The sequence below is a fragment of the Tatumella sp. UBA2305 genome (assembly GCF_002345795.1).
Classification (GTDB): domain Bacteria; phylum Pseudomonadota; class Gammaproteobacteria; order Enterobacterales; family Enterobacteriaceae; genus Tatumella; species Tatumella morbirosei.
In genome coordinates this window covers 29,839-54,912 of record NZ_DDVT01000015.1, presented here as the reverse complement: position 1 = coordinate 54,912, position 25,074 = coordinate 29,839, and the positions used below count along the sequence as shown (strand labels likewise).

Here is a 25,074-nt window from a genome sequence, read left to right as displayed (position 1 = left end):
ATTAATAGTTATAGTCACTTATAGGAATCAAATCGACCTATAACAGATCCCGATCCGTAGTTCACTCATCAGGGACACTTCTGAAATGACGATGACTGAGATTAAAAAAGGGTAAGAATTTCGTCACGATGGGCGGGCAACCAAAGATTAGCGTGGGAGGCGTTGCCGAAAATCTTACTACCACGGGTGGGCCCTTCCCTTAGCAGACCTGATCATGAAAAACAAAACCAGTCCCCTGCTCGTTCCCATTATCAGCAGGGTTAGGCTATAGTAGCGGCTTGTTCCACTTTATCTTATTCACAGGTAGCAGCAGCAATGGCATTGATCCCCAAAAACTATGCACGACTGGAAAGCGGTTATCGCGAGAAAGCATTAAAAATTTACCCGTGGATATGCGGACGTTGTTCGCGGGAGTTTGTCTATTCAAACCTGCGTGAACTGACCGTTCATCATATTGATCATGACCACACCAATAACCCGGAAGACGGCAGTAACTGGGAACTATTGTGCCTGTATTGTCATGACCACGAGCACTCAAAATATACGGAAGCCGATCAGTACGGTACCCGCGTTGTCGCCGGAGATGACGCTCAGAAAGATGTCGGTGCGGCCACCTATAATCCATTTGCCGATTTGCAGGCGATGCTGAATAAGAAGAAGTGAATCTGTGTCAGTCACAGGGCAGCGGTAAGTGCCTTGTGATTTATCCTGCTGCTCACACTACTCCGATGAATTCTGCAAAAAACACAGATCGGACCTGTTTTTGTCCGCACAGGATTTTTCCTGTACGGACAGGTGGTTAACTGCTCAATCGTTAATCATAATATTCCGGAGCATGACGGAAGGATGGCCAGGCATTGGGGTCGTGGCCGGTGACCACTTTGGCTGCGGTACGCTCGACCACACTGTGCATCTTTTGCACCGAACGTACTGCTTCTACCGCCGACGACATAAAGCCTGGCAGTGCATTTCATCCCAGTGATCCATGGTATAGGCAGCATCAATGGTCAGTAGTAACGGTCCGCTGTTTGGCAATGTTACCAGTACCGACTGGTGGACGTGGGAATGGCCGGGGGTGAAGACCGTTTTCAGTGTACCGTCGCCGTAAATATCATAAAAATCATTATTCTCCCCGTTGAGGAATTCCCATTTCAGGCCAGGACGGTCGAAATCATTACGGATATAGCCACCTGCGGCAAACCAGTCAGGAGTAAAGGCATACTCATATTCGCGGCGCTGTACAATGTGGGTGGAATTCGGGAACCGGCCTACCGCTCCGGTATGTTCAAGTTGCAAATGCGACTGTAATACATAACGAATATCTTCCGCACGGATACCCATTTTTTTAAGTTGCGCCACACATCCCTGATATTCCCGCATGACCGGCCAGTAGACATCCGTGATACCGCCCCAATAGCCTTTCGGATCAGTGGCTGTTTCCACCGCATTCCCGCCGTCTATCAGAGTGTGGCCCTGAGGATGAGTAAGCAGGAAAAACGGCACCGGTATTTCATAATCAGCGCCGTCTCCCTGATTCATTTTGATGATGTGAACTTTGCATTTCAGCGAGCCAGTCTGAAACATATATAAGCGGATATCAGTAAGGGTGAGAGGTCCTTTGCCTGCAGTACCCGGGGTACAATGGGGGCGGCTTAAAAAGCCTGTCGGTACAGGTCCAGCGCGTCAGCTTCACTAACCTCTACCGGGTTATTTATCAGCAAACGAGTCTGCTTCATTGCGTCAGAGGCCAGGAGCGGCAGGGTATCTTCCCTTACTCCGACATCGCGTAAACGCCTTGGCGCACCGCTTTCATCCATAATGCGGATCATTTCTTCGATAAAAGCACCACAACGAGTCTGAATATCGCCACCTGCACCAACGTTCAGCACATCCGCCAGTTCAGCGTATAAAGGTGCCGCCTGTTTCGCGTTGTATCGAAGTACCGCGCCCAACATCAGGGCGTTCGATAGCCCATGGGGGACGTGATAATGTCCGCCCAGCGGATAGGCCAGCGCATGTACCGCCGCCACCGGAGAGTTGGAGAATGCCTGTCCGGCCAGGGTTGCTCCCAACAAAACAGCTTCGCGGGCTTTGCGGTTACTGCCATCACGACAGGCAATCACCAGCTGCCCTGAAATCAGACGTAATGCTTCCCGCGCCATAGCATCTGACAGCGGATTCTTTTTATGCTGGCTGGTATAAGCCTCGATGGCATGGACCATCGCATCAATCCCGGTAGCCGCAGTGTGGGTTGCAGGCAGCCCGACGGTGAGTTGTGCATCCAGCAGCACAAAATCACAGTATAACTGGCGTGACACGACACCCATTTTGGTGGTTTCGCTGGTCGTGAGAATCGAAATATTAGTCACTTCGGAGCCTGTGCCGGCCGTGGTCGGGATTTGTACCAGTGGCAGACGTTGTCCACGGACATTATCGATACCGTATAACCCATTCAGTTCCTGAGACGAATTTGCCAGAATTGCCGTAAGCTTTGCCACATCCAGCGAAGATCCCCCTCCCAACCCAATCACCAGGCTGGTCTGATGATCTTTTGCCCGTTGAGCTGATTCAAGGACCAGCGCTTCCGGGGGATCGGCCAATACGCGGTCAAAAACCGCCACCTCAAACCCGTGGCTGCGCAGACTATGTTCTACCGGCTCCAGTAAACCCGCTTTCACCAGTCCGCCATCGGTGACAATCAGGACATTGCGTTCAGAATAACGTCCGGCAAGAATTTCTCCCAAACGCCGCGCACCTTCCCATTCCACCAGAATGGAAGGTACCGTGGTAAATTCAAATGGCTTAATAAACTCTGACATAGTGGATTCCTTACTGACCGGCGATTGCCGCGATATATGTCTCAGGGAAAAAGTATCTGCTTAACCCACGGTGGTGCAGAGATACTTAATTTCCAGATACTCATCGATACCGTATTTTGAACCTTCTCTGCCAATCCCTGACTGTTTAATCCCGCCAAACGGAGCGACCTCGTTCGAAATCAGTCCGGTATTGTGACCAACCATGCCGTATTCCAGAGCCTCAGAGACCCGCCACATCCGGCGGCTGTTTTCGGTATAAAAATAAGCTGCCAGCCCGAATTCGGTATCGTTCGCCATTTCAATCGCCTGCTGTTCGGTATCAAAACGGAACAATGGTGCTACCGGCCCGAAGGTTTCTTCACGTGCGACCAGCATTTCCCGGTCAGCATTCACAATGACTGCCGGGGTGATAAACAGCCCTTCCGGCGTCAGCCGCTCACCGCCGGTGGTGACCTTGCCGCCCTTTTGCTGCGCGTCTTTGAGATGTTGTTGCACCTTAACCACTGCGTCCTCATCTATCAGTGGGCCTATCTGAACGCCTTCATCGGCACCGTCACCAATTTTCAGTTCAGCCACTTTCTCTGCCAGCCGTTGTGCAAAGCGGTCGTATATTCCGGACTGCACCAGAAATCGGTTTGTACAGACACAGGTCTGACCGGCATTGCGGTATTTTGACTGTAACGCCCCTTCCACCGCCTCCTCAAGATTTGCATCATCAAAAACAATAAACGGCGCATTGCCCCCCAGTTCCAGTGACAATCGTTTCAGCGTCGGTGCACAATCTGCCATTAGTGACCGGCCGATAGCCGTCGAACCGGTGAATGATAATTTTCTGACCACATCACTTCGGGTCAATACCCCGCCAATAACTTTGGAGTCACCGGTAATCACCTGCAGGACACCCGCCGGAATCCCTGCACGCATCGCTAACTCACCCAACGCCAGTGCCGTCAACGGGGTCTGTTTAGCAGGTTTCACTATCATCACACAGCCCGCCGCCAGAGCAGGCCCGGCCTTACGGGTGATCATGGCGGCAGGAAAATTCCAGGGAGTGATAGCTGCACAGACGCCAACTGGCTGTTTAATCACCAGCAGCCGTTTATCTGCCTGAGTAGGAGGAATAACATCACCATAAGTACGCTTACCTTCTTCGGCGAACCATTCGATAAATGAGGCCGCGTAGCTCACTTCACCTAGTGACTCAGCCAACGGCTTTCCTTGTTCGGCCGTCATAATCGCCGCCAGATCTTCTCTGTTTTCGGTAATCAGTTCGAACCAACGGCGTATCAAAGCACAGCGCTGACCGGCAGTTTGTTGTCGCCACTGTTCGAAGGCTTGCTGAGCGGAGGCCAGCGCCTGTTCCACTTCTGTCTGTGCGAGGCGGGGAACATGGGCGATGATATCAAGGGTTGCAGGATTATTTACCGACAGAGTCGCGCCATCCGCGGCTGAGCGCCATTCTCCTGCCAGCAGACAGGTTTCCCTTAACAGGGAAGGATCGTGTAATTTAAGCATCATTTTCTCCGCTTTCACTGGACAAAGTTCAATCTGTTGAACCAGATTCATTAGAGTGAATTTTGCGCAACCATTAATAAAACATCAAATTACTGTTATGGAAGTGCGAGCAATGCCTGAAATTTCAGCAGAAGAAAAAACGGGAGTGACAGTGCCTGCACTACGCCGCTCAGTGCAGATCCTTGATTTGATCAGCCAGTCTCCCTCACCGTTCAGCTTTACCCGAATTGTCAGCCAACCCGGGCTGCCAAAGAGTTCGGTACATGGTCTCTGTGCTGCGTTGGTAGATGAAGGCATGCTGATTAGCAACAGTGAAGGCACTTACCTGGTCGGTTCCTGAATCATGAGTTGGGCAAATGCCTTCCTCTGCCAGACCGATTTGGTTGAAGAATTTCAGCACCTGTGACAAAGACGAAATGAACTACGTGAATTTACCGTTACCCTGACGGTACTGGATGACTGCCAGGTGGTCTATATTGCCTGTTCTAACGGTAAAGCCGCTCTGGGTTTTACCTTCAGCATTGGCATGCGACTGCCCGCACCATTCACTGCGACCGGTAAAACCATTCTTAGTACGTTAAGTGATGAAGAGATCTGCCGACGTTTTGCCGATCGCTGGCCGGAACCACTGACCAGCCACAGTGTAGATTCTGTCAGAGCTTTAACCTCAGAATAACCCCATGTCAGGGGATGTGATTATTCCATCGATAACGGACAGATCCGCGAAGGCATGTTGTGTATTGGCTCACCAGTCAGGGATTTTTCCGGCCTGGCGGTATCGGGTCTGGCTGTGAGTCTGTTGCAACAGGAAGCCGGGCTGCAGACAATTGACACTATCGGTAAAAAATTGCTGGAGATAGCTGCTTCACTCTCAGCCAGACCAGGGGATGACGTTAACCGTTAACCACACCCCAAACGCGCGGAATAATGATATTTTTGGTCAGCGGAGCCAGTAACACTGTGCTGGCTTCCTCGCGGGATACCCAGCGGACTTCCTCGATTTCGGCGGCTGCCGCCACCTCACTCAACGGTTGCTCATGTCTAAACAGGGTGGCCTGAACGATATAACCCGGTTCATTCGCAGCGATATCAGTGAACTCTCCCATTGGTTTTAACTGAGAAGCTTCCAGTGATACGCCAAGCTCTTCCTGCAACTCTCTGATTACCGCGATTTGTGCCGATTCCTGTGGCTCGATTTTACCACCCGGTTGCATAAAATAGCGGGTATTTTTCTTCCTCACCAACAGCATTCGCTGTTGTTTATCGGTGATAACTGCAGCGGCGATACGGATAACGTTGATTTCAGCCATAAATACTCCGGAGAAAAATCAGCAGACAAGGTTCGTAAAACGCTGACCAGCATACCCTGATTAATAGCGGCTGACGACAGGAAGCCATTACCTTCCTTTCAGTACGCGGAATGACCGACAGCGGATAAAACTAATGTCAAAGAATCCACGCCCGGCCAGAAAGACAGTATGCATTCTGCCCCCTCCCTGTGAATCAGATATCGTAAATCACATAACAATCTTTTCCCTGAGCTTTTGCCTGATAGAGCATTTTATCAGCCACAGAAATCATATTTTCAAAATTCCCCTGATAATCAGGGTTAAACACGGCACCACAACTTACCGTCACCCCGGGGATTTTATGATGGCAGCCGATAACTCTGGTAGTTCTGACTGCTTCCAGTAGATGATCACAAAAAGCAACAAATTCACAACGATGATGACTGCTGAAGGCCACAAAAAATTCCTCACCTCCCCATCGGGAAATCATCATACCGGGATAGCGTAACTCTTTTAAGGTTGAGGAAATTGACTTAAGTACCTCATCCCCGCTATCGTGACCATAATTGTCATTAATACTTTTAAAGTTATCGATATCCAGCAAGATAAAACCTTGTTGCTGACCCGAGATAATGGTGTGTTTATTCGAAAATACGTAGCGACGATTGTACAGCTTTGTTAAATAATCCGTTTCAGACTGTCGGGTCATCTTGTTTACGGCACGCTGTTTCCAGTGCATTAACTCACACAGAAACACGGAGATAATCGCCAGCGAAATATCTTCCAGTCGGTGAGAAAATATCTCGCGGTATATACTGTTACCAAAGCTAATGGCATCAGTTTTCAGATAATGATAGCCACGCATCAACGAGCACATCAGTAAAAACATACCGTTATAAAAAACTGAAGCGTAAAAGTTAAGATAACGGGCAGAAATAAATAGCGCCAGAGCCGCGATGGATGATACCCCTAGCCAGTAATTGAAAAACATCAGAAACTGTACCAGCACCATAAGACCAAACAACAGAATAAAACGCCGTCTTTTAATTCCAGCCACCGGTAAAGCCTGACGAAAAAAAAACGGATAGACTACCATCACCATCATCAATCCGGTGGCCAGTTGCTCGCTGGTCCATTCAATCAATCCAAATAACGACACGTGCTGTTGGGTGTAAGCAGCAAACACCGCATAGCATAATGACTGTAACAGACTGGCACAGACAACCGGAATCAGCATTATCATGGTTTTGCGGTAAGGAAAAATAAGCCAGCGTTTTTTCACTAAAATCGCGATTGTCAGCGGAATAAATATCATCTGCAAGGAGTTAATCCATACCAGTACCAGTAACTGAGGAACAGGATTAGTATCATCACACATTAACGATGCTAATATTCCAGCCAGAAGATACAGACAATAGAGAAAAACAGCCGTCGTCCGTCGATATCGGGAATTTCTTCTCGCGATATACAACAGAAGTAACGCCGAGACGGTATTAACTGGCCAAAAAAACACAATATTATTGCTCCGGGCTAGACTTAACGGAATAATAAATAGTATAAATATCAATAAAAAGAATAGGATGGACGACTTCGGTAGGCCTGAATTAAACGGCATAGTGAGTTAACCCTGCGATAACTGGCGGCAGTCATTAAAGAGAACAACTGCATATTACGGATTAACTTAGTTCAATAATTTCCAGTAATCCAGTTCAAATCGTAAAAAACCTAATCAGGACGTCTGCAGAAATATTCAGATGGCAGGCGATGATGCAAGCAAATATCCATATTTCAGGGAAACCGTCAAACCCCGTTAAAGCGTTTCGTTTATCAGTCAGATACTTACTTACGCCAAGCGGTTAATATCCCGCAATCAGGCTGAAGGCGAGAAACGATAAGGCGGTGGGAACACCTGTGGTGCTATTATGATGAGCAGACCGTCGGAGTCAGTCTCGATCCAATGGTACATATCCTTGAGTCAGGCTTCTCGCTCACCACCCTGTGTACCCTGGTACTAAAACCGTCAGAGAGAATCATCACGCCAAATATTCAGCTTCTTCCAGGCCCGGCACTGTAGTTTATCTGTATGGTGGTCACCAATATTCTGGTGATTAATAATTTTCAAACCCATAGCGGCAGCGATTAAAAATTATTATGCTAATTCCGTGGTTTAACCTGATCTGTGGGATTGCAGCCTATCTGCTGTCAGATCGCAGGAAGGTGAAAGTCAGCATCTGAACATGTTTCAGTCGGTTTGTACTCCGGCTGTCAGATTAACAGCCGGGGGCGCGAAAACGATTCTGTTAAGGCTTCATCAGCTCTGAGGCTGAAGGATAATCGGATGCCCAGTCTGCTGATAGCGGTGCAATGAAAACATTTTCGGTACGGTTACGTGTAAAACGCCATTTCCCGTCATCACATTTCCTGAAACTATTAAATAATCGTGAAGAACGTAATAATGCTTTTCCATCAGAGAATAACCATGGTTGCATATGCACCCATTGCCCTGTGGCTGTAAGTCCATCAGCTGATACATGAATTTGTTCTGAGGTCATATAGTGACAATTGAGTAGCAATGCCGGCTCTTTCTTGCTTCCCCAGAAATTATCAAAGTGTTGGCGAATAGCCGCCTTACCAACAGCACGGCCAAATTGTCCGTCATAATATTCTCCTACACCTTCCCAGACGGCGTCTTCGTCGAAGAGTTCAACAATAAGATCAATACGTTCAGCATCATCCTTAACGCCATATTCTGGCAACGGCGTATCACATAAAAACATATAGCGCATCTCCAGTCTTCTGACTTCAGACTCTGCTTCAAGAACATTAATCCGTCTTACCAATGCATCAATGGTATGCTCATTCATTAAAAATATCCTTTACATAAAATTTCTAATTAATAAAATAAGTCACTTTAACTATTATGGATAAGGCGTGAGTGGCGAAATTCCCGAGAAAATAGCTCCGGCCCCGTCATAAGTTGCCTCACTAAGAAATGCATGCTGGGTGACGACCATAGAATCCCGTAAAATCCATTGCATCCTGTTAGATTCAAATATTGCCGCAGTTCCCGCCAGATGAAATGCCGCTTTGATGACTTCCGAACAAACCTGTGCAGCATGTGATGCACTCAGCCGTAATAAATTCGCCTGCTGATCCAGAATAGGTTTTCCTGCCTGAATATCAGCCCATGCGTCGTTTGGTGCTTCATAAAAAAAGGACCTGACGCTCCTGAACATCGCTTCTGCTTTACCGAGAGCAATCCGGTAATAAGCCCTGTCCCCGAGTCGTGGTGATCCGGTCAATGTTTTGTCACTGCCAGACATTGAAGCCACAAGATCCAGAGCTGCACGGGCTAATCCCAGATTCACTGCAGCATGTACCTGGGCCTGGTAACAAACTGAAGGATAGTGATAAAGCGGTTCATCAATAGTCGCACTGCTACCACGAATAAATGTCCAGTCGTCGTGAACGGCCTTACCCTCAATGCGCAGATCATGACTTCCTGTTCCCTGCATTCCCACCACATTCCAGTTTTCAACAATTTCCACTTCACTGGCTGGGAATACTGCCGTCAGTGGTTTCCCCGCAGATTGACCACTTCCATTAGCCGGGGTGCCGCCGATACCGACACCCAGCCAGTCAGCGCCTTTACAACCGCTGGCAAATTTCCAGTGACCGCTGACCTGCCAGCCGTTTTCCAGCCGGATGGCTGGCTGTACCGGGTATAATCCACCGCCATAGACCTGATCAGGCCCCGTTGCATAGATTACCGCCTGGGTTTTCACCGGCAATGCAGCGACATAGATATTTGCTGAGCCAAAAGCCGCAACCCAGGCTGCCGAACCATCTCTTTGTGCAATATCTTCAATAATCTTCAGGAAATCCATCGGCGGTAAAGCATCACCACCAAACATTTTGGGCGTTGTCGCACGGAAAATACCGGCATCTATCATTTTATCTATCACATCCCGGGGGACATGAGAAAGATGGCCAAACTCTTCCCTTCGGGATTCGATTTCCGTCAACAGGATATCCATAGCCGATTGTCCGAATTTACTATCCAGTTTTTTAGTGTACTGAATGTTATTAATCACGGTCATTTGATCACCTTTAACAAAAATAGCATGAATTACTACAATGACTGGTTTACTGATTAAAAACCAATTCTCATTATTGATAGCATAAATAATCAGGGTTAATATTACGACCACAAAGCATATTTATAAAATCTCTAATGAACCATATATATTAGTTAGTGCAATTAACTTGCATTGTGAAAGAACGCATTGGGTAATGTGGCGACTTTAAGTTTATCTCAGGCAACCGCTGATAATCTTCACGCAACAATTTTCTGACCTGTGAGTTAAGTGATACTGATAATTCCATCACCGAATTAAAAACCACTTTATTACGTTGAATGTAACTATCAACGAATGGATAATCGGAATAGAAGTTTACCGGTGTATAAACCTCTACCGTCACTACTGCTGGCAATTGTGTCAGAAGCATCGGGTGGGTTTTCAGATATTCTCCGACCCAATGATGACTAAGTTTATCCTGGCTTTGATAACCCACCAGATACGAGCTCATTATATTATCTCGTGGTAATTTTGACTTCAGATAATATCTGACCGACATTATCTGACAGAAAAATTGGCCTACACCACCAGACGCCGATAGCCAATCGTACAGAAAACTATTCTCTGCCAGTGCAGCTTCAGCATATGTAATATTATCGAAGTAACACTGCAGTACGCTGCCAGGACTTTGCTGGTTTTCGATACAGGGATCATCACCCGCCTGTGATTCCGGCTGATGAATAGAAATACTGGTAAGGCCGCTAATCAGCGCGACATTTTCTGTTAACTCAGCCAACTCCTGTTCTGTCACTATTCCGTTGACAGCCCGGGCAAACAGACAAAAATGCATCGAGAACCTCCGGAATTAACAATGACCCAGTGAGTGAAATTGCCTGTTGAAATAAGTCAGACTGGACGGGTTTTCTTTACAACTTCCCGTGGAAAGAGCAATAAAGAAAACCGTATGGGAACCGTAATCCTGTTGACAACTGACTTTACCTTGCAAATTAACTGTCGCTTCCTGGAGGGCCGGTACCCCATTGCCGCCCACTAACCAGAGACTCTGAGCAAACCGTTCGTCGTGACTGATATCAGATTGTCCTGCAAATACTCTGGCAACATCTTCCTGCCCGGCAGAAAGTATATTGATGCATACTTGTTTATTCTGAATGATCTTGTTGTGGATAGAGCTCCGTTTATTGATACACACTAAAAGCGTCGGAGGAGTATCGGTAACCGAACATACGGCACTCGCGGTAATACCACCTCTTCCTGCAGGCCCGTCGGTAGTTATTATATTAACCGAAGCAGACAGAAGTGACATTGCATTAAAAAAGTCAGATTTATTCATATTTATTCGTCTCTACATGGTAAAACTAATAGTAGGGTAACAGCGGAACCATCAATTAAATATTTATATAAAACCTCAATAATTCCATGAGAAATAATTCATCAGAAAATGTCAGAACTGGTAGGTCATACCTATACCGAAATCATTAGCTGAAGATATACTCATCGGAGAATCCTTAGAAATAAAATTTATTCTGTAGTCTGCATAAACAGACATATTTTTATCGAGAAGGTAAGATGCACTCACATCAAGATATTTCGCCAGAGTGATATCCCCATAATTTTCGACATCTTTAGCCTGTGACTGAAACCAGCCAATTCCCGGAGTCACCCCATTGGAAAATGTATACCTCATCAGCGCTTCATAGTTATTAGTTTTATTCGCGAAGCCATAGCCTTTCATAGGCGTGATATTGTTACCTTGTGAATAAAGCAAAGCTGAATAAAATGCTCCTGGATTATATTTTACTCCTACAGACCACATACTGGCGTATTGCCCTTTGCCATAAGCCAGTTGATTTTGTGCAGCTGTTCTTTTTGAATTTTCATAAGCGCCGAGTACGCTAATATCATTATCAAAAGAATAACTCAGTGAACTTCCAATCCCATCACCAGTTTCATAGTAAACACTTCGTGAATCATTATTGCTTCCTGATCCATTTTTCCCCTGATACTGAATCGCCCATGATAATTTATCTGTCAGGCCGAAAAAATTATGCGTACGGTAAGTCAGAAGCCCTGTGGCTCTGCCGGTCATAAATACATCAGTAAAGCTGTCAGTCAAAAAGTCAAAAATCGGAGCAAAGTCGGTAATACTGGTCACATCATAAAGCACACCGTCATTACGTCCGTAATCGATAGAACCGTAGTCAGCCCAGCGAATACCTGCATAACCATAACGGGTTTTGGAGTTCGATGTACCTTCAGCCTCAGAGTTGTTTAACTGAATATTCGTTTCCCACCGCCCGTAACCGATAAGTTCATCATTGATCTGTGTTTGGCCAAAGAATCCCAGCCTCATATAACTATTATCGCCATCGATAGTCGTATCATGGCTAAAATAATGTCTGGCTCTTATACTTCCAGTAAGATCCAGTATATTACCGTCTTTATTATATATTTCAGCCGCCTGAGAATAGCCGGTGACCATCAAAGTAGCCACTATCAACAATTTTTTATTATTCATTCCAACCCCTATAGAAAGTTAAATACACACGCGAAGTAAAAACTTAATTACTAAAAGACACAAAACAAAACTCAGGATATATAAATTTCCTCAGCGGTAAGAAAAGTATTAATTTTCTAATAAGCGCTTATCCTGCAGACGCTGTTGCCGGGTATAGGTTTCCGGAGCTAACAGTGTGGTGATTACAGTCACCAGTACCATAAATCCAAGATAGATAGCGATTGGTATTGCACTATTGAAGGTTGCTAATAAACTTGTGGCTATCAATGGTGCTAATCCTGCACCTATAACAGAGGATATTTCTCTGCCGAGGCCAATGCCTGAATACCGAATATTTGCCGGAAACAATTCACTGATAAATGCGGGTTGTGCCCCTTCCAGTAAGCCCAGAATAACGCCATTAGCCAGTATTAACGCCAAAATAACCAGGCCAGGCTGTTTAGTATCGAGCAGCAGGAAAAACGGATATGCATAGAGTAATGCCAATATCGAACCTGCGAGATAAATAGTTTTCCGGCCATACTTATCGGTCATATAGCCGGCCAGGAGGGAAAAGGGAATCATAGTAAACATTGATAAGGTTAAAGAAGACAGGATGAAATCTCCCGACAATCCCAGATATTTTCCATATGCAATCGAAAATGCAAAAAATATCCACGATGCACATCCCTCACCAAGCCTTAAACCAAACACAGTTAAAATGGCTTTGGGATGTTGTTTTATAGCCGCGATCAAAGGCGATTTCTCGACTTTGTCCTGACGCTTTATTGCCTCGAAATCTGCACTTTCTTTAAGAGTAAAACGTAGATACAGGCCAATAATCGTCAGTACAATGCTAAGCAAAAAAGGGATGCGCCAGCCCCATTGGTTAAATGCCGTACCTGACACGGCTTGAGAGAAGATAAATACTCCTGAAGATAAAACAAAGCCCATCACTGAACCACAGGGCGACATCGCGGAAAAAAAACCTCGCTTTGAACGATGTGTGTTTTCACTAATTACCAGAATACTACCACTCCATTCTCCCCCGACAGCCAGTCCCTGAATCATACGCAATGTGATCAATATTACCGGTGCCGCTATTCCTATCTGCTGATAATTTGGCAACAGACCCATAATGAACGTTGACAGCCCCATAAGCGCAATCGTCGCCGTCATAACTTTCTTTCTGCCATATTTGTCACCAAGATAGCCGCAAATAACGCCACCAAGTGGCCTAGCAACAAAACCCAGTGCCAGAGAGGCATAAGCAGCAATGGTTCCTGCCAGCGGATTTTTACTGACAGGAAAAAATAAATCGCCAAAGACTAATGCAGCCGCAGTACCATACAGAAAAAAATCATACCATTCGAGTATTTGTCCAATTGCAGATGTTAATACAAAACGAGCAGGCTTTTTAGTCTCCAGCTCAATATCTTTTTCAGAACAATCAATCACCACACCACTCATCATATATTCCTTGCAGGTAATAAGACGTTATTAGTATTTATTTACTGAGCATTCAATATATCCCTGACAAGTCATTGGTCAAATTCTACTGATTCATCATATGTATTAGTCTTATTCATATACTTAAATTTGCACTATTGAGTAGCACTACGCCCATAATTGGCGCGCCATAATGATCCTGATTCATAATTTTTTCTTACTCCTACTAAATTTTATCCGACATTTACGGATGAGACTAATTATTATTTACCTGTCGGGTGGTTTGATTTTCAATCAGTTATTTTCAATCACCACATGTCCTGATATTTCGGAAATCACTTATTCTTATAGATAAGATGACAGAACATATCTGCAGCAGTTTCAGTCATTGTTTATTATTTATTTTTTTCAAATATGCTGACTATCTGGTCCCGAAGCCACACGATCCCATTGTCACCGACCAGTCGGTTATCACGGTAAATCCCAACTCGTATGGCGGGGATATCTACTGGCAAGTCTAAAATTTTAAACCGTATGTTCTCATTGATTGTTTCCGCAATCTTTCGCGAGACTATCAGTGCCAAATCAGTTTTTTCTATAATTTTAGGCGCAGTAGTAAAATTAGGCATTTTCAACGCAATATTACGGTAAATGCTGGCGCGGGCAAAGGCTGCGTCGGCAATGACATTATGTATCGTAATATTTGATGATATCTCGATAAATCGCAGTTCTGACAAATGTTCCTTTGTCAGCTGATGTTGTGCGATAGGATGACCGGCCCTGACCATACAGACAAATTCATCCTGCAATAACTCTTCAAAAATACATTCCTCTCCTGGATGATTAAAATAGCCGACGGCAATATCGACTTCTCCTCTGCGCAGAGCCTGATCCAGACTCTCATTAGGTACCTGCACCACATTGATACATAAACCAGGAGCAGTGCTTGACATAATGTCCATGATAAAAGGCAAAATGTACATCTGTGACATATCTGACATAGAGATATTGAAAGTCCTGCTGGCGGTCTGTGGGTCAAATTTTGAGTGGATAGTCAATGCACCATGAATAAGGCCTAATGCGTTCTCAATCGGGGGATAGAGCTTTAAGGCTGCATCAGTGGGTTCCATTGCGCTGGCTGTTCTGATGAATAAAGGGTCACCAAATATATCTCTCAATCGCCTCAAGGCATGGCTTACCGCTGGCTGGCTTAAATGCAAGCGGTCTGCTGCCGCTGTCAGGCTACGTTCTTCACATATGGCCAGAAATGTTTTCATCAGATTAAGATCAATGTTCAGTATATTAATGTTTTTCATATTCATCCTTTCAACCAGACGGAGAGAATTAATCATCAGATAAAAAACTTCACTTATCAATTTTTATTAAAAAAAAATGACATCCCCTCTGCACCAAAATGAATAGCCGCCCACACTAAATGCATCATCAAAGTGCAAATTTACTAGCATGCATAGTATTTATAGTAATAATAAAACAATAGAATTTGACCCACTCTGCCTTCAGATTATATAAAACAACAACACCAATATTTATGTCATTAGTGAGCCTTGAAAATGTCAGAGGCAGTTTTAATGATGTAATCCTGCGGTTTAAAAAACATTGCAGGAATCTGTTTACTATATAGCAGATTTATTACTCCGGTAAATTGACAAGGGTATATGCATGGATACTAATTTTCCGACAGAACCGCTCACTAAAAACCTGCCTGATGGTTATATATCAAAATTTACCCTGGGTAGTGGGCCTGTTACTTTTGCTGTGAAAGATACTATTGATATTAAAGGAATGAAAACCTGCGCTGGTAGCATCGCTTTGGTTGATAACGCACCGGCTAAGGAGCATGCATGGATCATCGAACAATTGCTTAATAGTGGTTATACACTTAAAGGTAAGACCACACTTCACGAACTCGCTTTTGGTGTCACCGGAATTAATCACTGGTCAGGTACCCCTGTAAATCCGTTATATCCGGACATTATTCCAGGAGGATCATCTTCAGGTTCCGCCACGGTTGTCGCCAGTAAGTTAACTGATTTTTCAATCGGTACAGATACCGGTGGGTCAGTCAGAATGCCAGCTGCCTGTTGTGGGATCATCGGTTTAAAACCAGGATTTTCTTCCATCAGCCGCCAGGGTGTCATGCCTGCAACGAGTTCACTCGATTGTATAGGTTTTTTTAGCCGTGACCTGTCTGTGCTAAAAACGGTGTTAGAGTCATTAGCCTTTCCAGCTGAAGCTAATGACGTTGAACCTGCCCCTGTCTGGCTGCCCGGACTAGCGTTGCCAGAGATGGATAAGTTAATAGAAGATTTTTTACATCACCGTGACTGGCATTTTGAATCAGGAATACTTGCAGGACTAACCGAGGCACATAATGCGGGTCTGACCATTATCAGCCATGAAAACTGGCAATCCTTTGGGGCTCTGTGCCAGTCTGGTGTGTTATCTGCCGATACTAAAACCCGAATTCAGTCTGGCGAAAAAGTTACAGCGTTACAGCTGGCCGATGCAGAAAAGGTGCGCACAATATTTACCGGAGAAGTGGATCAGCTTCTCTGCAAACACCGCTTTATTCTGCTGCCAACGTTACCTGATCTCCCTCCGACGTTGAGTGAATCCCAGGATCCGATAACCGTTGTACCATTAACCAGACTGTTGCGCCCTTTTAATTTATCTGGCCATCCGGCAATAACCCTTCCTGTGGGTGAAATAAATAACCGGCCGGTGAGTCTGCAGATTATCGCTGAGAAAGGCAACGAAATCGGGCTGATTAATTTCGCCACTAGGGTTTTAACCCAGGAATAACAGATTAATACAGTTAAAATAACTAATTTGAATGATAAACCATTTCGTACTAAATCTTAGCATTCTCCTCACTCACCAATGGTGATGGGGAAAAATAATCACAATATAAACCATAACGCCCCCCCGTTCCCGGAGTGATAAATGAACGACATCATTGCAGTTAAAAATATTGAGTGTGAGCTTAGTAATAAAGAAATATCGGGTCTGATACAGTCGGACCGTGTGCACACAAGTTTGTATACCTCTGAAGATATATTCGAACTGGAAATGGAGCGTATTTTTTCCAAAACCTGGGTTTGGGTCGCCCATGAAAGCGAAGTGCCAGATGCGGGAAGTTTTAAATCTTCTATGGTAGGAAAAAATCCGGTCATTGTGGTGCGTGATCGAAAAAAAAATATTAATGTACTTTTGAACCGTTGCCGCCATAGAGCCGCAACAGTTTGTGAACACAATAAAGGAAAGACCAATAACTTTGTATGTCCTTATCATGGCTGGGGCTACGGGCTTGATGGTTCACTACGAGGAGTACCACATCCGGAAAGTTATGGTGAAACGCTGGATACTTCAGAACTTGGTATGGTCCGCCTGCGTACCGAAAGTTATGCTGGTCTGGTTTTTGCTACATTCAATCAGGATGCCCCACCATTGCAAGACTTTTTGGGTCCTGCAAAAAAATGGATCGATCTGTTTATGAAGCAAGGTGCCGGTTATCCTGTCGAAGCGACTGCGGCTCATAAATTCCGTTTTCCGGGTAACTGGAAAATTCAGTTGGAAAATACTACTGACGGGTATCACTTCCCGATTGTACACAAATCTTTCCTTAGCTCAGTCGATAAACAGACAGAAGAAATGCTTAATTTCGTTGATGGCAAAGGCTATGTTGAAGATTTAGGTAATGGTCACAGCGTGATGGTGATGATCCCTGCGCTTATTGACCTGGAGGAAAATCTCGAAGCTGATATTCCTGAACGTTTTATCGGGCTGGCTAATGATCTTCGGCAGGAAGGATATGAAGAGCTTCAGGTTCGACGTATTGTCCGGGCTGTGGGTGGCAGTGGTTTCAATCTTAATCTGTTCCCTAATGTTGCCTGTTCAATGGCCTTTTTCCGTGTTCTACAGCCGGTTTCAGTTAAAGAAACAGAAATCCATCATATGGTCATCACTATGAAGGGTGGCCCACAGGCTGCTAACCAGGAGCGACTACGCTTGCATGAACACTTCCAGGGTCCGATGGGTTTTGGCACACCAGATGATTCAGAAGCCTGGGAGCGAGTCCAGCGTGGAGGTGGCGCAGGTAAAAATCTCTGGATCATGGTAAATCGCGGATTAGCGGGTGAAACTACTACACCGGACGGCCTTAAAAGCGATGTCAGTGCAGAAACGGGTATTCGGGCGGCTTATCAGCAATGGAAATTTTACATGACTAATGAAGGAGTTTGTAAATGAGCCAGGATATTTTTGCAAGGGCTGTCAGATTTATCGACCAGGAAGCCGATTTGCTCGACCAGGGGGAGTTCAGGAAATGGTTAACACTCTGGAAACCTGAAGGTTTGTATATTATCCCCATTGATCATCAGACCACTGATTATGTAAACGCACTCAATTACGCTTATGACAACCAGAAGATGAGAGAAAAGCGGGTTAACCGCTTATATAGCGGAGAATCTATTTCTACCACACCCAGAGCACGTACAGTAAGAATGAGTGGCCGGTATTGCCTGGTAAGCGACTCAAATGGGACTATTGAAATTCGTTGCGCACAATCTTTATGGGAATTTCGCAAAGGTCACCGGCAACATCACGTTGCTGATATTACTTATGAACTTGAGGTTAATGATCATGACTTTTTGATTAACAAAAAAATCATTAAATTAATAAACTCCGAAGAATATTTAAGCAGTATAGGATATATATTATAAACTGAAATCCAGTCACATTTTTTCTCTGCCAAAGCATAGCGATTATACCGCTATGCACTTATCTCACTCTGTTGAATTTAGGATATTTAATGTCTGGTAATATAAAAGTAAAGGTTATTTCCAGGGAAGAACAGGGACAGGCTGTGATGGTTATATCTGTTACTTCATTAGATAATCAACCACTGCCTTCCTTTGAAGCTGGTGCCCATGTGGATTTGTATCTGGATGATGGACTGGTACGGCAATACTCTTTATGCAGCAGCCCCGACAATCTCAGTACTTATCGCCTGGGAATTTTAAAAAACCCGGAATCACGAGGCGGGTCTATTCGCGCTCATCAGATTAAGCCTGGCGATTTGGTAGAAATCAGCCCCCCCAGAAATTTTTTTCCGCTGGATAGCTCTGCCAATCATAGCTTACTCATTGGTGGAGGGATCGGCGTTACCCCCATGTTGGCAATGGCTGATACTTTGTACCGGCAAGGCAAAAGTTTCGAATTTGTTTACTGTGCGAAATCACGCACGACTGCCGGTTTTGTAGATGAAATATTAGCGGGTGGCTGGAGTGACAAGGCAATACTACATTTCAGTGATGAAAATTGTCAGGAAAGAATCCCTCTTAGCAAAATTTTAAGCCACGCGCCGTATAACACTCATCTGTATGTGTGTGGCCCTGAGGGTTTTATGCAATGGGTATTAGATAATGCAAAAGATGCCGGTTTCAGCGATCAGCAATTACATAAAGAATTCTTTCATAAAACTATCGAGAATTCAGGAAACAGCTTTACCGTATGCATAACCAACCTGAATAAAGAAGTTATCGTTCGGGAAGACCAGAGTATTACCGAAGCACTTTCTCATGCGGGTATTAAAGTGAAGGTCTCCTGTCAGCAAGGAATATGTGGTACCTGCCTTGCAAATGTTCTTTGCGGGGTACCCGACCACAGAGATAGTTACCTGACCCAAGATGAAAAAGAAGATAACGATCAAATCATTCTATGTTGTTCACGGTCTCTTAGTGAGCGCCTGGAAATTGAAGTATTCGAAATCGAATAAACTTACATTATAGTGCTGAATTCAAAACTGACTAAGAATCAACGTTTGATACAGCATTACTAACGGCTTTGATTTAGCCAAAACATTATTCGGGTTACACTACCGATACGAGTGCTTCCTTTTTAAAAATACAGGTGCAGAATGACCGTCTAGCAGACATTCTGCTCTGTCCCCCGACGGCTAATGACAAACACGGAGCATGCCTACAAATCACCTACCAGTCACCTTTCTCGGCGGTCACATCCTCGCCAGTAAACATGATGTTCCAGTACCTGTATTAACCTAAATATCTCGCTAATACAAATGTGCTGACAACGGAGAATAATAGCATGAGCCATGAGGCTCACTCACGGAGGACGTTAACCTGAGGTCTAACGCTATAACTGAAGCCTACGATCACCATAGATCCAGAATGCACACTGTTTTAGTTAACCGTAATCTGTCAGGACTCGCCACTCTGTTATGTCTGGATTTTTCTTCCGGCTTCAGGTTTTTATTACCGTAATAGTAAACCGGAAGAACTTCTGTGCAATCACTCCACTGCCAGCAGCCATTTCTGGGCGGGGGTGAGACGGCTGGCTGTTTCAGGGGTAAGCCAGCGTTGCTGATCCTGTTGCGCGGCATCGGCGCGGTCGATATACAGGCCATGCAGTACCCTGCGACGTTCACCGGTGGTATTGGTGGTCCCACCGTGCCAGGTATGGGCGTTATAGATCATCACGCTGCCGGCCGGAGCGGCAAACACCACTTCATCCGGATGAGAGGCATGAGTATCGGCCAGTACATCTTCAGGCAATTCCGGGCGTAAATGGGTCGCAGGGATAATTCTTGGTGCGCCATTAGCCGCAGACAGGTCGTCCAGTGCCCAGATAGTGTTAACAAGGTGCACCTTAGGAAAATCAGGGCGTGGTTTCTTCCAGTCAGCATGCAGAGGTTGCAATCCACCATTAAACAGCGCCTCACGGGCATTCAGGCTGGAAACTTTGAAATCGCCCTGAAACACATATTTGCAGGCAGACAGTATTAAAGGATGCGCCCAGACCTTTTCCCAAATCACCCCTTTGTTCACCAGATTCGCGACCCGGGTAGCGGTGGCCTCCTGATGATGTTCTATCGCCAGATTATCCCCTTCACGAGCCACCAGCAGATCAATGTGTTCACGCATCGCGGCCAGCCAGTCAGCATCCGCCACATTCGGGACAATGGTATATCCCAGAGTATCCAGCTGGTGCTTCATGATTTCGCTCAGTTCAGCATTTGCCCCCAGGGCATCGAGCCATACCGCAGATTGATTTTGCATAACTACCTCTTTTGTTAACCATTTCACAACATGTAAGAAAATTACTGTAATTCCGGCCAACATTCTGTATGAGATAGCTACACAACACTGGATTATTGTGTCCGTCGCAGCAATGTGTGACGTGACTCAAATCCAGCAAAAAATAACCGGAGCAGCTATGTCGGACATCAACCTCGTCGCCTTACTCAAACAACTGATAAGCAGACAATCAGAGATCAGTGTGCATTTCCCTGCGACTCAGCAACCAGTCCCCAGGCTGGCGTTAACCGTTCCCTTTCCACGACTGGAACTGATCGTCGCCGGAGAAGTTGCTGACGGCTGTCTGCCGTCAGACAGCCCGCTACTAACAGCTCCCGCCGCACTATATATCCCGGCAGGTAAATGGAATTTGCCACAATGGCAGACCCCGTCCACCACCCTGAGTATTCTGTTTGGCAAACAAAAACTTGGGTTTAGCCTGCAACAATGGGACGGAAAATCGCTTGTCAGCCTGAGGAAACAACATGTGGCACGGCTTGGACCCAGGGTCGGTTCTTATCTGTTAATGGCCATGAATGAACTGGCCCTGGCGCCGGCAATGCCGACCGCACAAATCACCCTGACCGGATTACTGAGCCACAGTATCGATCAGATGACTCATCTGACGGATACGCTGAGTAAGAGCAAAGAGCTATTTCTGGCCATCAAGGAGTATATTGATGAACACGCCTTCCAGCCGCTTAACCGCGATAATGTTGCTGTTAATTTCCACATTACACCGAACTACCTGTCTCACCTATTCCAGAAAGCTGGCTCGATCGGGTTTAATGAATATCTCACGGCGGTGCGGCTGGAGCTGGCTAAGAAAATGCTGCGTGGGTACGAACTGAAGATCAAAGAGATTGCCCACCAGTGCGGTTTTGAAGACAGTAACTACTTCTGTCGGATTTTCCGAAAGCATACGGACCGTTCACCTTCGGAATATCGTCGTCATTGTCGGACGCTGTAAGTCATCCGGTCACCGCAAAAGAGTTTTCAGTAATATCAGGGTAAGATACAGCCCACAGCCAAACACCAGATGAGTGGCCAGACTAAGCAGCCTTGCCCGGGGAGGATTCGGAGTTTTAGACGCGGCAACGCCAAACCCGAGAGCAGGTTGCATCAACAGAAAGGGAAAGGCCAGGCTGATAATCCCGGATGCCAGTGCAATACCGACTGCGGGCTGTTGCAGCCAACCTTCACCGGAAATCGCCAGGGGAATAAATGCCAGCAAAGCCCCGCTCAGATAATGGATTATCCAGCCGGCAGCAGTTTCGCCTTTGCGTGGTGGAGCTGAAATAATTGTCTGATGAGAGAAGCGCCCGTCAGTCATCCACAGACACCAACGCCCCACCAGCGCATAATTCAGTCCGGAAATCTTCAGGACCCGTTTCTGAAACAAAGCCCAGACATCTGTCAGCAAAGTCGCTCCCAGTCCTGAAAAGATAATCATAACTACATTGTCAGTTGTCATAAGTTGTATTCCGTCGTTGCTGATAAAATCGCGGTCCAGTGTGCAACTTAATGTCAACTTTAAGTCAATAGTTAATTTGAGCCGGTAACCGGCGGGCAGAATCAGACACCTAAGCACACCGCACACAGTGATGTGCGGTGTGTTTTATTTTGAAAGGGTTGCCGGAAAACTCCCTACCGGCAGTCAGACAGCGAGTTCCTGTTCCGGTAAAGCAGCTATCGCTGCGGCTGACTCTGCGTGATTCAGACGGTCACGGAAATCCTGATGCATAATACGTCTCGCCAGACGCGAGAATATCCGCATATGCAGATCCCCCGATTCATGCTTATTTAGGGTAAGCATAATAATAAACTATGCCTGCTCCTCCCCCCACGCTACCGGTTCGGCTAACTTTGCCACACTGAAGGTGGACTACTCAATATGCTCAGACTTACTGTGCGGAATCGCAAAACTGAATCCCGGCACATGACAAAAATTATCGCTGTAACTGCCTGCCCTTCAGGTGTAGCACATACCTTTATGGCCGCTGAAGCCCTGGAGACTGCCGCCAAATCCTGTGGCTGGCAGGTTAAAGTCGAAACCCGGGGATCACTGGGTCAGGAAAATACCCTGACAGAGAACGATATCAGTGAGGCGGACCAGGTGATCCTGACTAAAGATATTGGTATTCAGAATGAATAACGTTTCAGCGGCAAAACCATTGTCAGGGTGAATATCAGCGATGCGTTAAAACGTGCAGACGCTATAATGACTAAGATAGATGCTCACCTGAGCCAGTGACCGCCGCTGTCGGTGCCCTGCCTGCGGCCCGGCGTGGCCGCACAGGTTCCATTTGCTGCGTAGATGATTAACCGTGTTGCCCGGAGGATTTATGCCGCTCACCGGACGGAATTTAGTCGCTGTCACTGCCTGTGTCAGTGGCGTTGCCCATACTTATATGGCCGCTGAACGGCTGGAAAAAATCTGCCAGCAGGAAAACTGGAATATTCATATTGAGACCCAGGGGGCACTGGGTATCGAAAATCCTTTGACAGAGCAGTTAATCCGCGCAGCGGATGCCGTCCTGCTGATTACCGATATAGAGTTAAACGGTGCCGACCGGTTTGCCGACAGTCGTTGTGTGACATCCCGGATTAGCCCATTTCTGACCGATCCGGCCAGAGTGATCAGCGCGGTACGAAAACTGCTTTCAGCCCCGGAAAAAACGCGGATGATTGTCAGTTGATACGGCCGCCCTGTGTTGCGACCGGTTAATGCTTATCGATGCCACAGAGCAGGTCTTTCAGCCAGTCTGTGGCCTGCTTTTTACCGCTACGCCGGTGAGATAAAATTTTCACGGTGAAAGGCTCAACGTCAAACGGCAGCTCCCAGAGAGTCACTGGCAACGAATGTTGTAAACGTTCTGCTGCACGGCGAGGGAGAGCCATCAGCAAATCAGTTTCCGCGACAATCCACGGACCGCTGAGCATGGAGGGTGTTTTAATCGCAATCTGCCGCTTATGACCCAACAGTTCGAGCTGGTAATCCAGTACGCTCTGTCGTTCATTCCAGGGGGTCACCACCAGATGACGCGCCGCCAGATAATCTTCAAAACTCAGACCGCGGCGCTGTTGATGACTGATGACCACATAGTCATCCTGCATCCAGTCTATCTCATCCAGCTCAGGATGCGGCGGCTGATGCGGCACACTAAACCCCAGCGCCAGATCGATTTCCCCTGCCAGCAATTCATTTACCGCCAGACCCGACGACAAATAGCGTAAATCGAAACTGAGCGCCGGTCCCTGCCGCTGGAGAGAAGCCATTAACTGCGGGAATACACAGGCGGCGGTGTAATCGGTAATGCCCATGCTAAAGCATTCATGACTGGTCAGTGGATTAAATGCCGGCTGGGGTGCCAGTACCTGATTAAGTTGACCCAGTAACTGACTGACGGAGGGTGCCAGTCCGGTGGTAAACACGCTGGGAGTCATCCGGTGACCTTCACGATAAAACAGCGGGTCATTCAACGAATCCCGTAACCGGGAAAGCGCATGACTGAGGGCGGAAGTGCTCATGGAAAGCTCTTCGGCGGCACGCCTGACCGAGGCATGCCGGTAGACAGCATCCAGAACCAGTAACAGGTTCAGATCCAGACGACGCAACACAGGATGCATAATATTCATCATTCAGTGATTTCATTGCACTTAATTCTTTGGAGCATAACGATTATGCTTAGTACCTGCAATCACAGACTCACTTAAGGAAAGCCCATGACCCTGCGTATCCGTCAGGCACAGCCTGACGACAGCCAGATTATCTACGATATGATCACCGAACTGGCTATTTATGAAAAAGCTCCGGAACAGGTTGTTACTTCGCCGGAAGAAATTCGCGCCACACTGTTTGGACCAGAGAGTAAAACCGAAGCACTGATCAGTGAAGCGGACGGAAAAATCATCGGTTATGCGGTATTTTTCACCAGTTACTCCACCTGGCTGGGGCGTAACGGCATCTACCTGGAAGATCTGTATGTCTCACCGGCAGCCCGTGGTCAGGGAGCCGGAAAGGCATTGATTAAGCATATTGCCGGGCTGGCCGTTGAGCGTCAGTGTGGTCGTTTAGAGTGGAGTGTGCTCGACTGGAATACCCCGGCTATCGACTTTTATAAAAGCATCGGTGCCCTGCCGCAAAGCGAATGGGTTCGCTATCGCCTGGACGGTGAAGCACTGCACAACTTTGCTAACAGCTAATGACTGAAAAAACCTGAGACTTTGCAGGGCCGGAGCGATCAGTGCCCGCAGTTCATCCCGGACGGCACCCTCTCTGGCCTGCAAAGA

25 protein-coding genes and 3 pseudogenes are annotated in these 25,074 nt (G+C 46.4%); 12 read left to right on the top strand and 16 right to left on the bottom strand.

Annotation, left to right across the window (positions count from 1 at the left end):
- Positions 1 to 315: 315 nt before the first annotated feature.
- Positions 316 to 663, top strand: a complete 348-nt coding sequence (gene yajD, locus B3Z23_RS06590; protein WP_157665942.1) for an HNH nuclease YajD — start codon at positions 316 to 318, stop codon at positions 661 to 663.
- 151 nt (positions 664 to 814) lie between these two features.
- On the opposite strand, the pseudogene attM reads toward yajD, so the two are convergent.
- The 3 genes and pseudogenes from attM to B3Z23_RS06575 all read right to left on the bottom strand — a co-directional run bounded on the left by attM (position 815) and on the right by B3Z23_RS06575 (position 4,334).
- Positions 815 to 1,584 (bottom strand): annotated as a pseudogene (attM, locus tag B3Z23_RS06585) (AttM family quorum-quenching N-acyl homoserine lactonase).
- A 68-nt stretch (positions 1,585 to 1,652) separates the two neighbouring features.
- The gene (locus tag B3Z23_RS06580) at positions 1,653 to 2,819 is read right to left on the bottom strand and encodes an iron-containing alcohol dehydrogenase (protein WP_294904538.1); all 1,167 of its coding nucleotides are present in this window, start codon (positions 2,817 to 2,819) and stop codon (positions 1,653 to 1,655) included.
- Positions 2,820 to 2,879: 60 nt separating this feature from the next.
- Positions 2,880 to 4,334, bottom strand: coding sequence for an NAD-dependent succinate-semialdehyde dehydrogenase (locus B3Z23_RS06575; protein ID WP_294907620.1), 1,455 nt, complete (start codon positions 4,332 to 4,334; stop codon positions 2,880 to 2,882).
- A 112-nt stretch (positions 4,335 to 4,446) separates the two neighbouring features.
- Here B3Z23_RS06575 and B3Z23_RS06570 point away from each other — a divergent pair, with 112 nt between their 5' ends.
- The 3 genes from B3Z23_RS06570 (at position 4,447) to B3Z23_RS06560 (ending at position 5,238) form a co-directional block, all read left to right on the top strand.
- Positions 4,447 to 4,674, top strand: coding sequence for a helix-turn-helix domain-containing protein (locus tag B3Z23_RS06570; protein ID WP_294904535.1), 228 nt, complete (start codon positions 4,447 to 4,449; stop codon positions 4,672 to 4,674).
- Positions 4,675 to 4,776: 102 nt separating this feature from the next.
- Entirely contained in the window at positions 4,777 to 5,010 is a 234-nt protein-coding gene (locus B3Z23_RS06565; protein ID WP_422664369.1) for an IclR family transcriptional regulator domain-containing protein, read from the top strand.
- A gap of 54 nt (positions 5,011 to 5,064) precedes the next feature.
- Positions 5,065 to 5,238: a hypothetical protein gene (locus tag B3Z23_RS06560; protein ID WP_422664368.1), complete on the top strand. Its 174-nt coding sequence runs from the start codon at positions 5,065 to 5,067 to the stop codon at positions 5,236 to 5,238.
- On the opposite strand, the gene B3Z23_RS06555 is transcribed toward B3Z23_RS06560, so the two are convergent.
- The 9 genes from B3Z23_RS06555 to B3Z23_RS06515 form a co-directional block, all read right to left on the bottom strand.
- Entirely contained in the window at positions 5,228 to 5,644 is a 417-nt protein-coding gene (locus tag B3Z23_RS06555; RefSeq protein ID WP_294904529.1) for an NUDIX hydrolase, read from the bottom strand. The two genes, B3Z23_RS06560 and B3Z23_RS06555, sit on opposite strands and share 11 nt — an antisense overlap.
- 193 nt (positions 5,645 to 5,837) lie before the next feature.
- Positions 5,838 to 7,001, bottom strand: a complete 1,164-nt coding sequence (locus tag B3Z23_RS06550; RefSeq protein WP_294904527.1) for a GGDEF domain-containing protein — start codon at positions 6,999 to 7,001, stop codon at positions 5,838 to 5,840.
- A gap of 922 nt (positions 7,002 to 7,923) precedes the next feature.
- Positions 7,924 to 8,487, bottom strand: coding sequence for a nuclear transport factor 2 family protein (locus B3Z23_RS06545; RefSeq protein WP_294904524.1), 564 nt, complete (start codon positions 8,485 to 8,487; stop codon positions 7,924 to 7,926).
- 54 nt (positions 8,488 to 8,541) lie between these two features.
- A complete protein-coding gene (locus B3Z23_RS06540; protein ID WP_294904522.1) occupies positions 8,542 to 9,723 on the bottom strand; it encodes an acyl-CoA dehydrogenase family protein in 1,182 nt (393 codons plus the stop codon).
- A 148-nt stretch (positions 9,724 to 9,871) separates the two neighbouring features.
- Positions 9,872 to 10,513 (bottom strand): hypothetical protein, encoded by a 642-nt coding sequence (locus tag B3Z23_RS06535; RefSeq protein WP_294904519.1) that lies wholly within the window; start codon positions 10,511 to 10,513, stop codon positions 9,872 to 9,874.
- 54 nt (positions 10,514 to 10,567) lie between these two features.
- Positions 10,568 to 11,053, bottom strand: a complete 486-nt coding sequence (locus B3Z23_RS06530; RefSeq protein ID WP_294904517.1) for a flavin reductase — start codon at positions 11,051 to 11,053, stop codon at positions 10,568 to 10,570.
- Between the two features lie 111 nt (positions 11,054 to 11,164).
- Positions 11,165 to 12,238, bottom strand: coding sequence for a porin (locus tag B3Z23_RS06525; RefSeq protein WP_294904514.1), 1,074 nt, complete (start codon positions 12,236 to 12,238; stop codon positions 11,165 to 11,167).
- A 108-nt stretch (positions 12,239 to 12,346) separates the two neighbouring features.
- Positions 12,347 to 13,690 (bottom strand): MFS transporter, encoded by a 1,344-nt coding sequence (locus B3Z23_RS06520; RefSeq protein ID WP_294904512.1) that lies wholly within the window; start codon positions 13,688 to 13,690, stop codon positions 12,347 to 12,349.
- A gap of 371 nt (positions 13,691 to 14,061) precedes the next feature.
- Positions 14,062 to 14,982: a LysR family transcriptional regulator gene (locus B3Z23_RS06515; RefSeq protein WP_294904510.1), complete on the bottom strand. Its 921-nt coding sequence runs from the start codon at positions 14,980 to 14,982 to the stop codon at positions 14,062 to 14,064.
- 364 nt (positions 14,983 to 15,346) lie between these two features.
- Between B3Z23_RS06515 and B3Z23_RS06510 the strand changes: the two genes are divergently transcribed.
- From B3Z23_RS06510 to B3Z23_RS06495, 4 genes are all read left to right on the top strand, one after another.
- Complete coding sequence (locus B3Z23_RS06510; protein WP_294904508.1) at positions 15,347 to 16,489, top strand: amidase family protein; 1,143 nt, start codon at positions 15,347 to 15,349, stop codon at positions 16,487 to 16,489.
- A gap of 141 nt (positions 16,490 to 16,630) precedes the next feature.
- Complete coding sequence (locus B3Z23_RS06505; protein WP_294904505.1) at positions 16,631 to 17,935, top strand: aromatic ring-hydroxylating oxygenase subunit alpha; 1,305 nt, start codon at positions 16,631 to 16,633, stop codon at positions 17,933 to 17,935.
- Positions 17,932 to 18,408, top strand: coding sequence for an aromatic-ring-hydroxylating dioxygenase subunit beta (locus tag B3Z23_RS06500; protein WP_294904502.1), 477 nt, complete (start codon positions 17,932 to 17,934; stop codon positions 18,406 to 18,408). Before B3Z23_RS06505 ends, B3Z23_RS06500 begins: the two co-directional genes overlap by 4 nt.
- Before the next feature lie 89 nt (positions 18,409 to 18,497).
- Positions 18,498 to 19,463, top strand: a complete 966-nt coding sequence (locus B3Z23_RS06495; protein WP_294904500.1) for a PDR/VanB family oxidoreductase — start codon at positions 18,498 to 18,500, stop codon at positions 19,461 to 19,463.
- A gap of 532 nt (positions 19,464 to 19,995) precedes the next feature.
- Here the strand turns inward: B3Z23_RS06495 and B3Z23_RS06490 are convergent.
- The gene (locus B3Z23_RS06490) at positions 19,996 to 20,763 is read right to left on the bottom strand and encodes a phytanoyl-CoA dioxygenase family protein (RefSeq protein WP_294904497.1); all 768 of its coding nucleotides are present in this window, start codon (positions 20,761 to 20,763) and stop codon (positions 19,996 to 19,998) included.
- Positions 20,764 to 20,920: 157 nt separating this feature from the next.
- Here B3Z23_RS06490 and B3Z23_RS06485 point away from each other — a divergent pair, with 157 nt between their 5' ends.
- A complete protein-coding gene (locus tag B3Z23_RS06485) occupies positions 20,921 to 21,751 on the top strand; it encodes a helix-turn-helix transcriptional regulator (RefSeq protein ID WP_294904494.1) in 831 nt (276 codons plus the stop codon).
- A gap of 9 nt (positions 21,752 to 21,760) precedes the next feature.
- Here B3Z23_RS06485 and B3Z23_RS06480 read toward each other — a convergent pair whose 3' ends face one another.
- Complete coding sequence (locus tag B3Z23_RS06480) at positions 21,761 to 22,255, bottom strand: DUF2938 domain-containing protein (RefSeq protein WP_294904491.1); 495 nt, start codon at positions 22,253 to 22,255, stop codon at positions 21,761 to 21,763.
- 183 nt (positions 22,256 to 22,438) lie between these two features.
- A pseudogene (locus B3Z23_RS06475) lies at positions 22,439 to 22,714 on the bottom strand (PTS sugar transporter subunit IIA); the annotation flags it as partial.
- Between the two features lie 6 nt (positions 22,715 to 22,720).
- Here B3Z23_RS06475 and B3Z23_RS06470 point away from each other — a divergent pair.
- Both B3Z23_RS06470 and B3Z23_RS06465 read left to right on the top strand, forming a co-directional pair.
- A pseudogene (locus B3Z23_RS06470) lies at positions 22,721 to 23,035 on the top strand (PTS fructose-like transporter subunit IIB).
- Between the two features lie 91 nt (positions 23,036 to 23,126).
- On the top strand, positions 23,127 to 23,480 hold the full coding sequence (locus B3Z23_RS06465; protein WP_294904490.1) for a PTS fructose-like transporter subunit IIB: 354 nt from the start codon (positions 23,127 to 23,129) through the stop codon (positions 23,478 to 23,480).
- 25 nt (positions 23,481 to 23,505) lie between these two features.
- On the opposite strand, the gene B3Z23_RS06460 is transcribed toward B3Z23_RS06465, so the two are convergent.
- Entirely contained in the window at positions 23,506 to 24,423 is a 918-nt protein-coding gene (locus tag B3Z23_RS06460) for a LysR family transcriptional regulator (protein ID WP_294904488.1), read from the bottom strand.
- Between the two features lie 84 nt (positions 24,424 to 24,507).
- Here B3Z23_RS06460 and B3Z23_RS06455 point away from each other — a divergent pair, with 84 nt between their 5' ends.
- Entirely contained in the window at positions 24,508 to 24,987 is a 480-nt protein-coding gene (locus tag B3Z23_RS06455) for a GNAT family N-acetyltransferase (RefSeq protein ID WP_294904485.1), read from the top strand.
- Positions 24,988 to 25,074 lie beyond the last annotated feature (87 nt).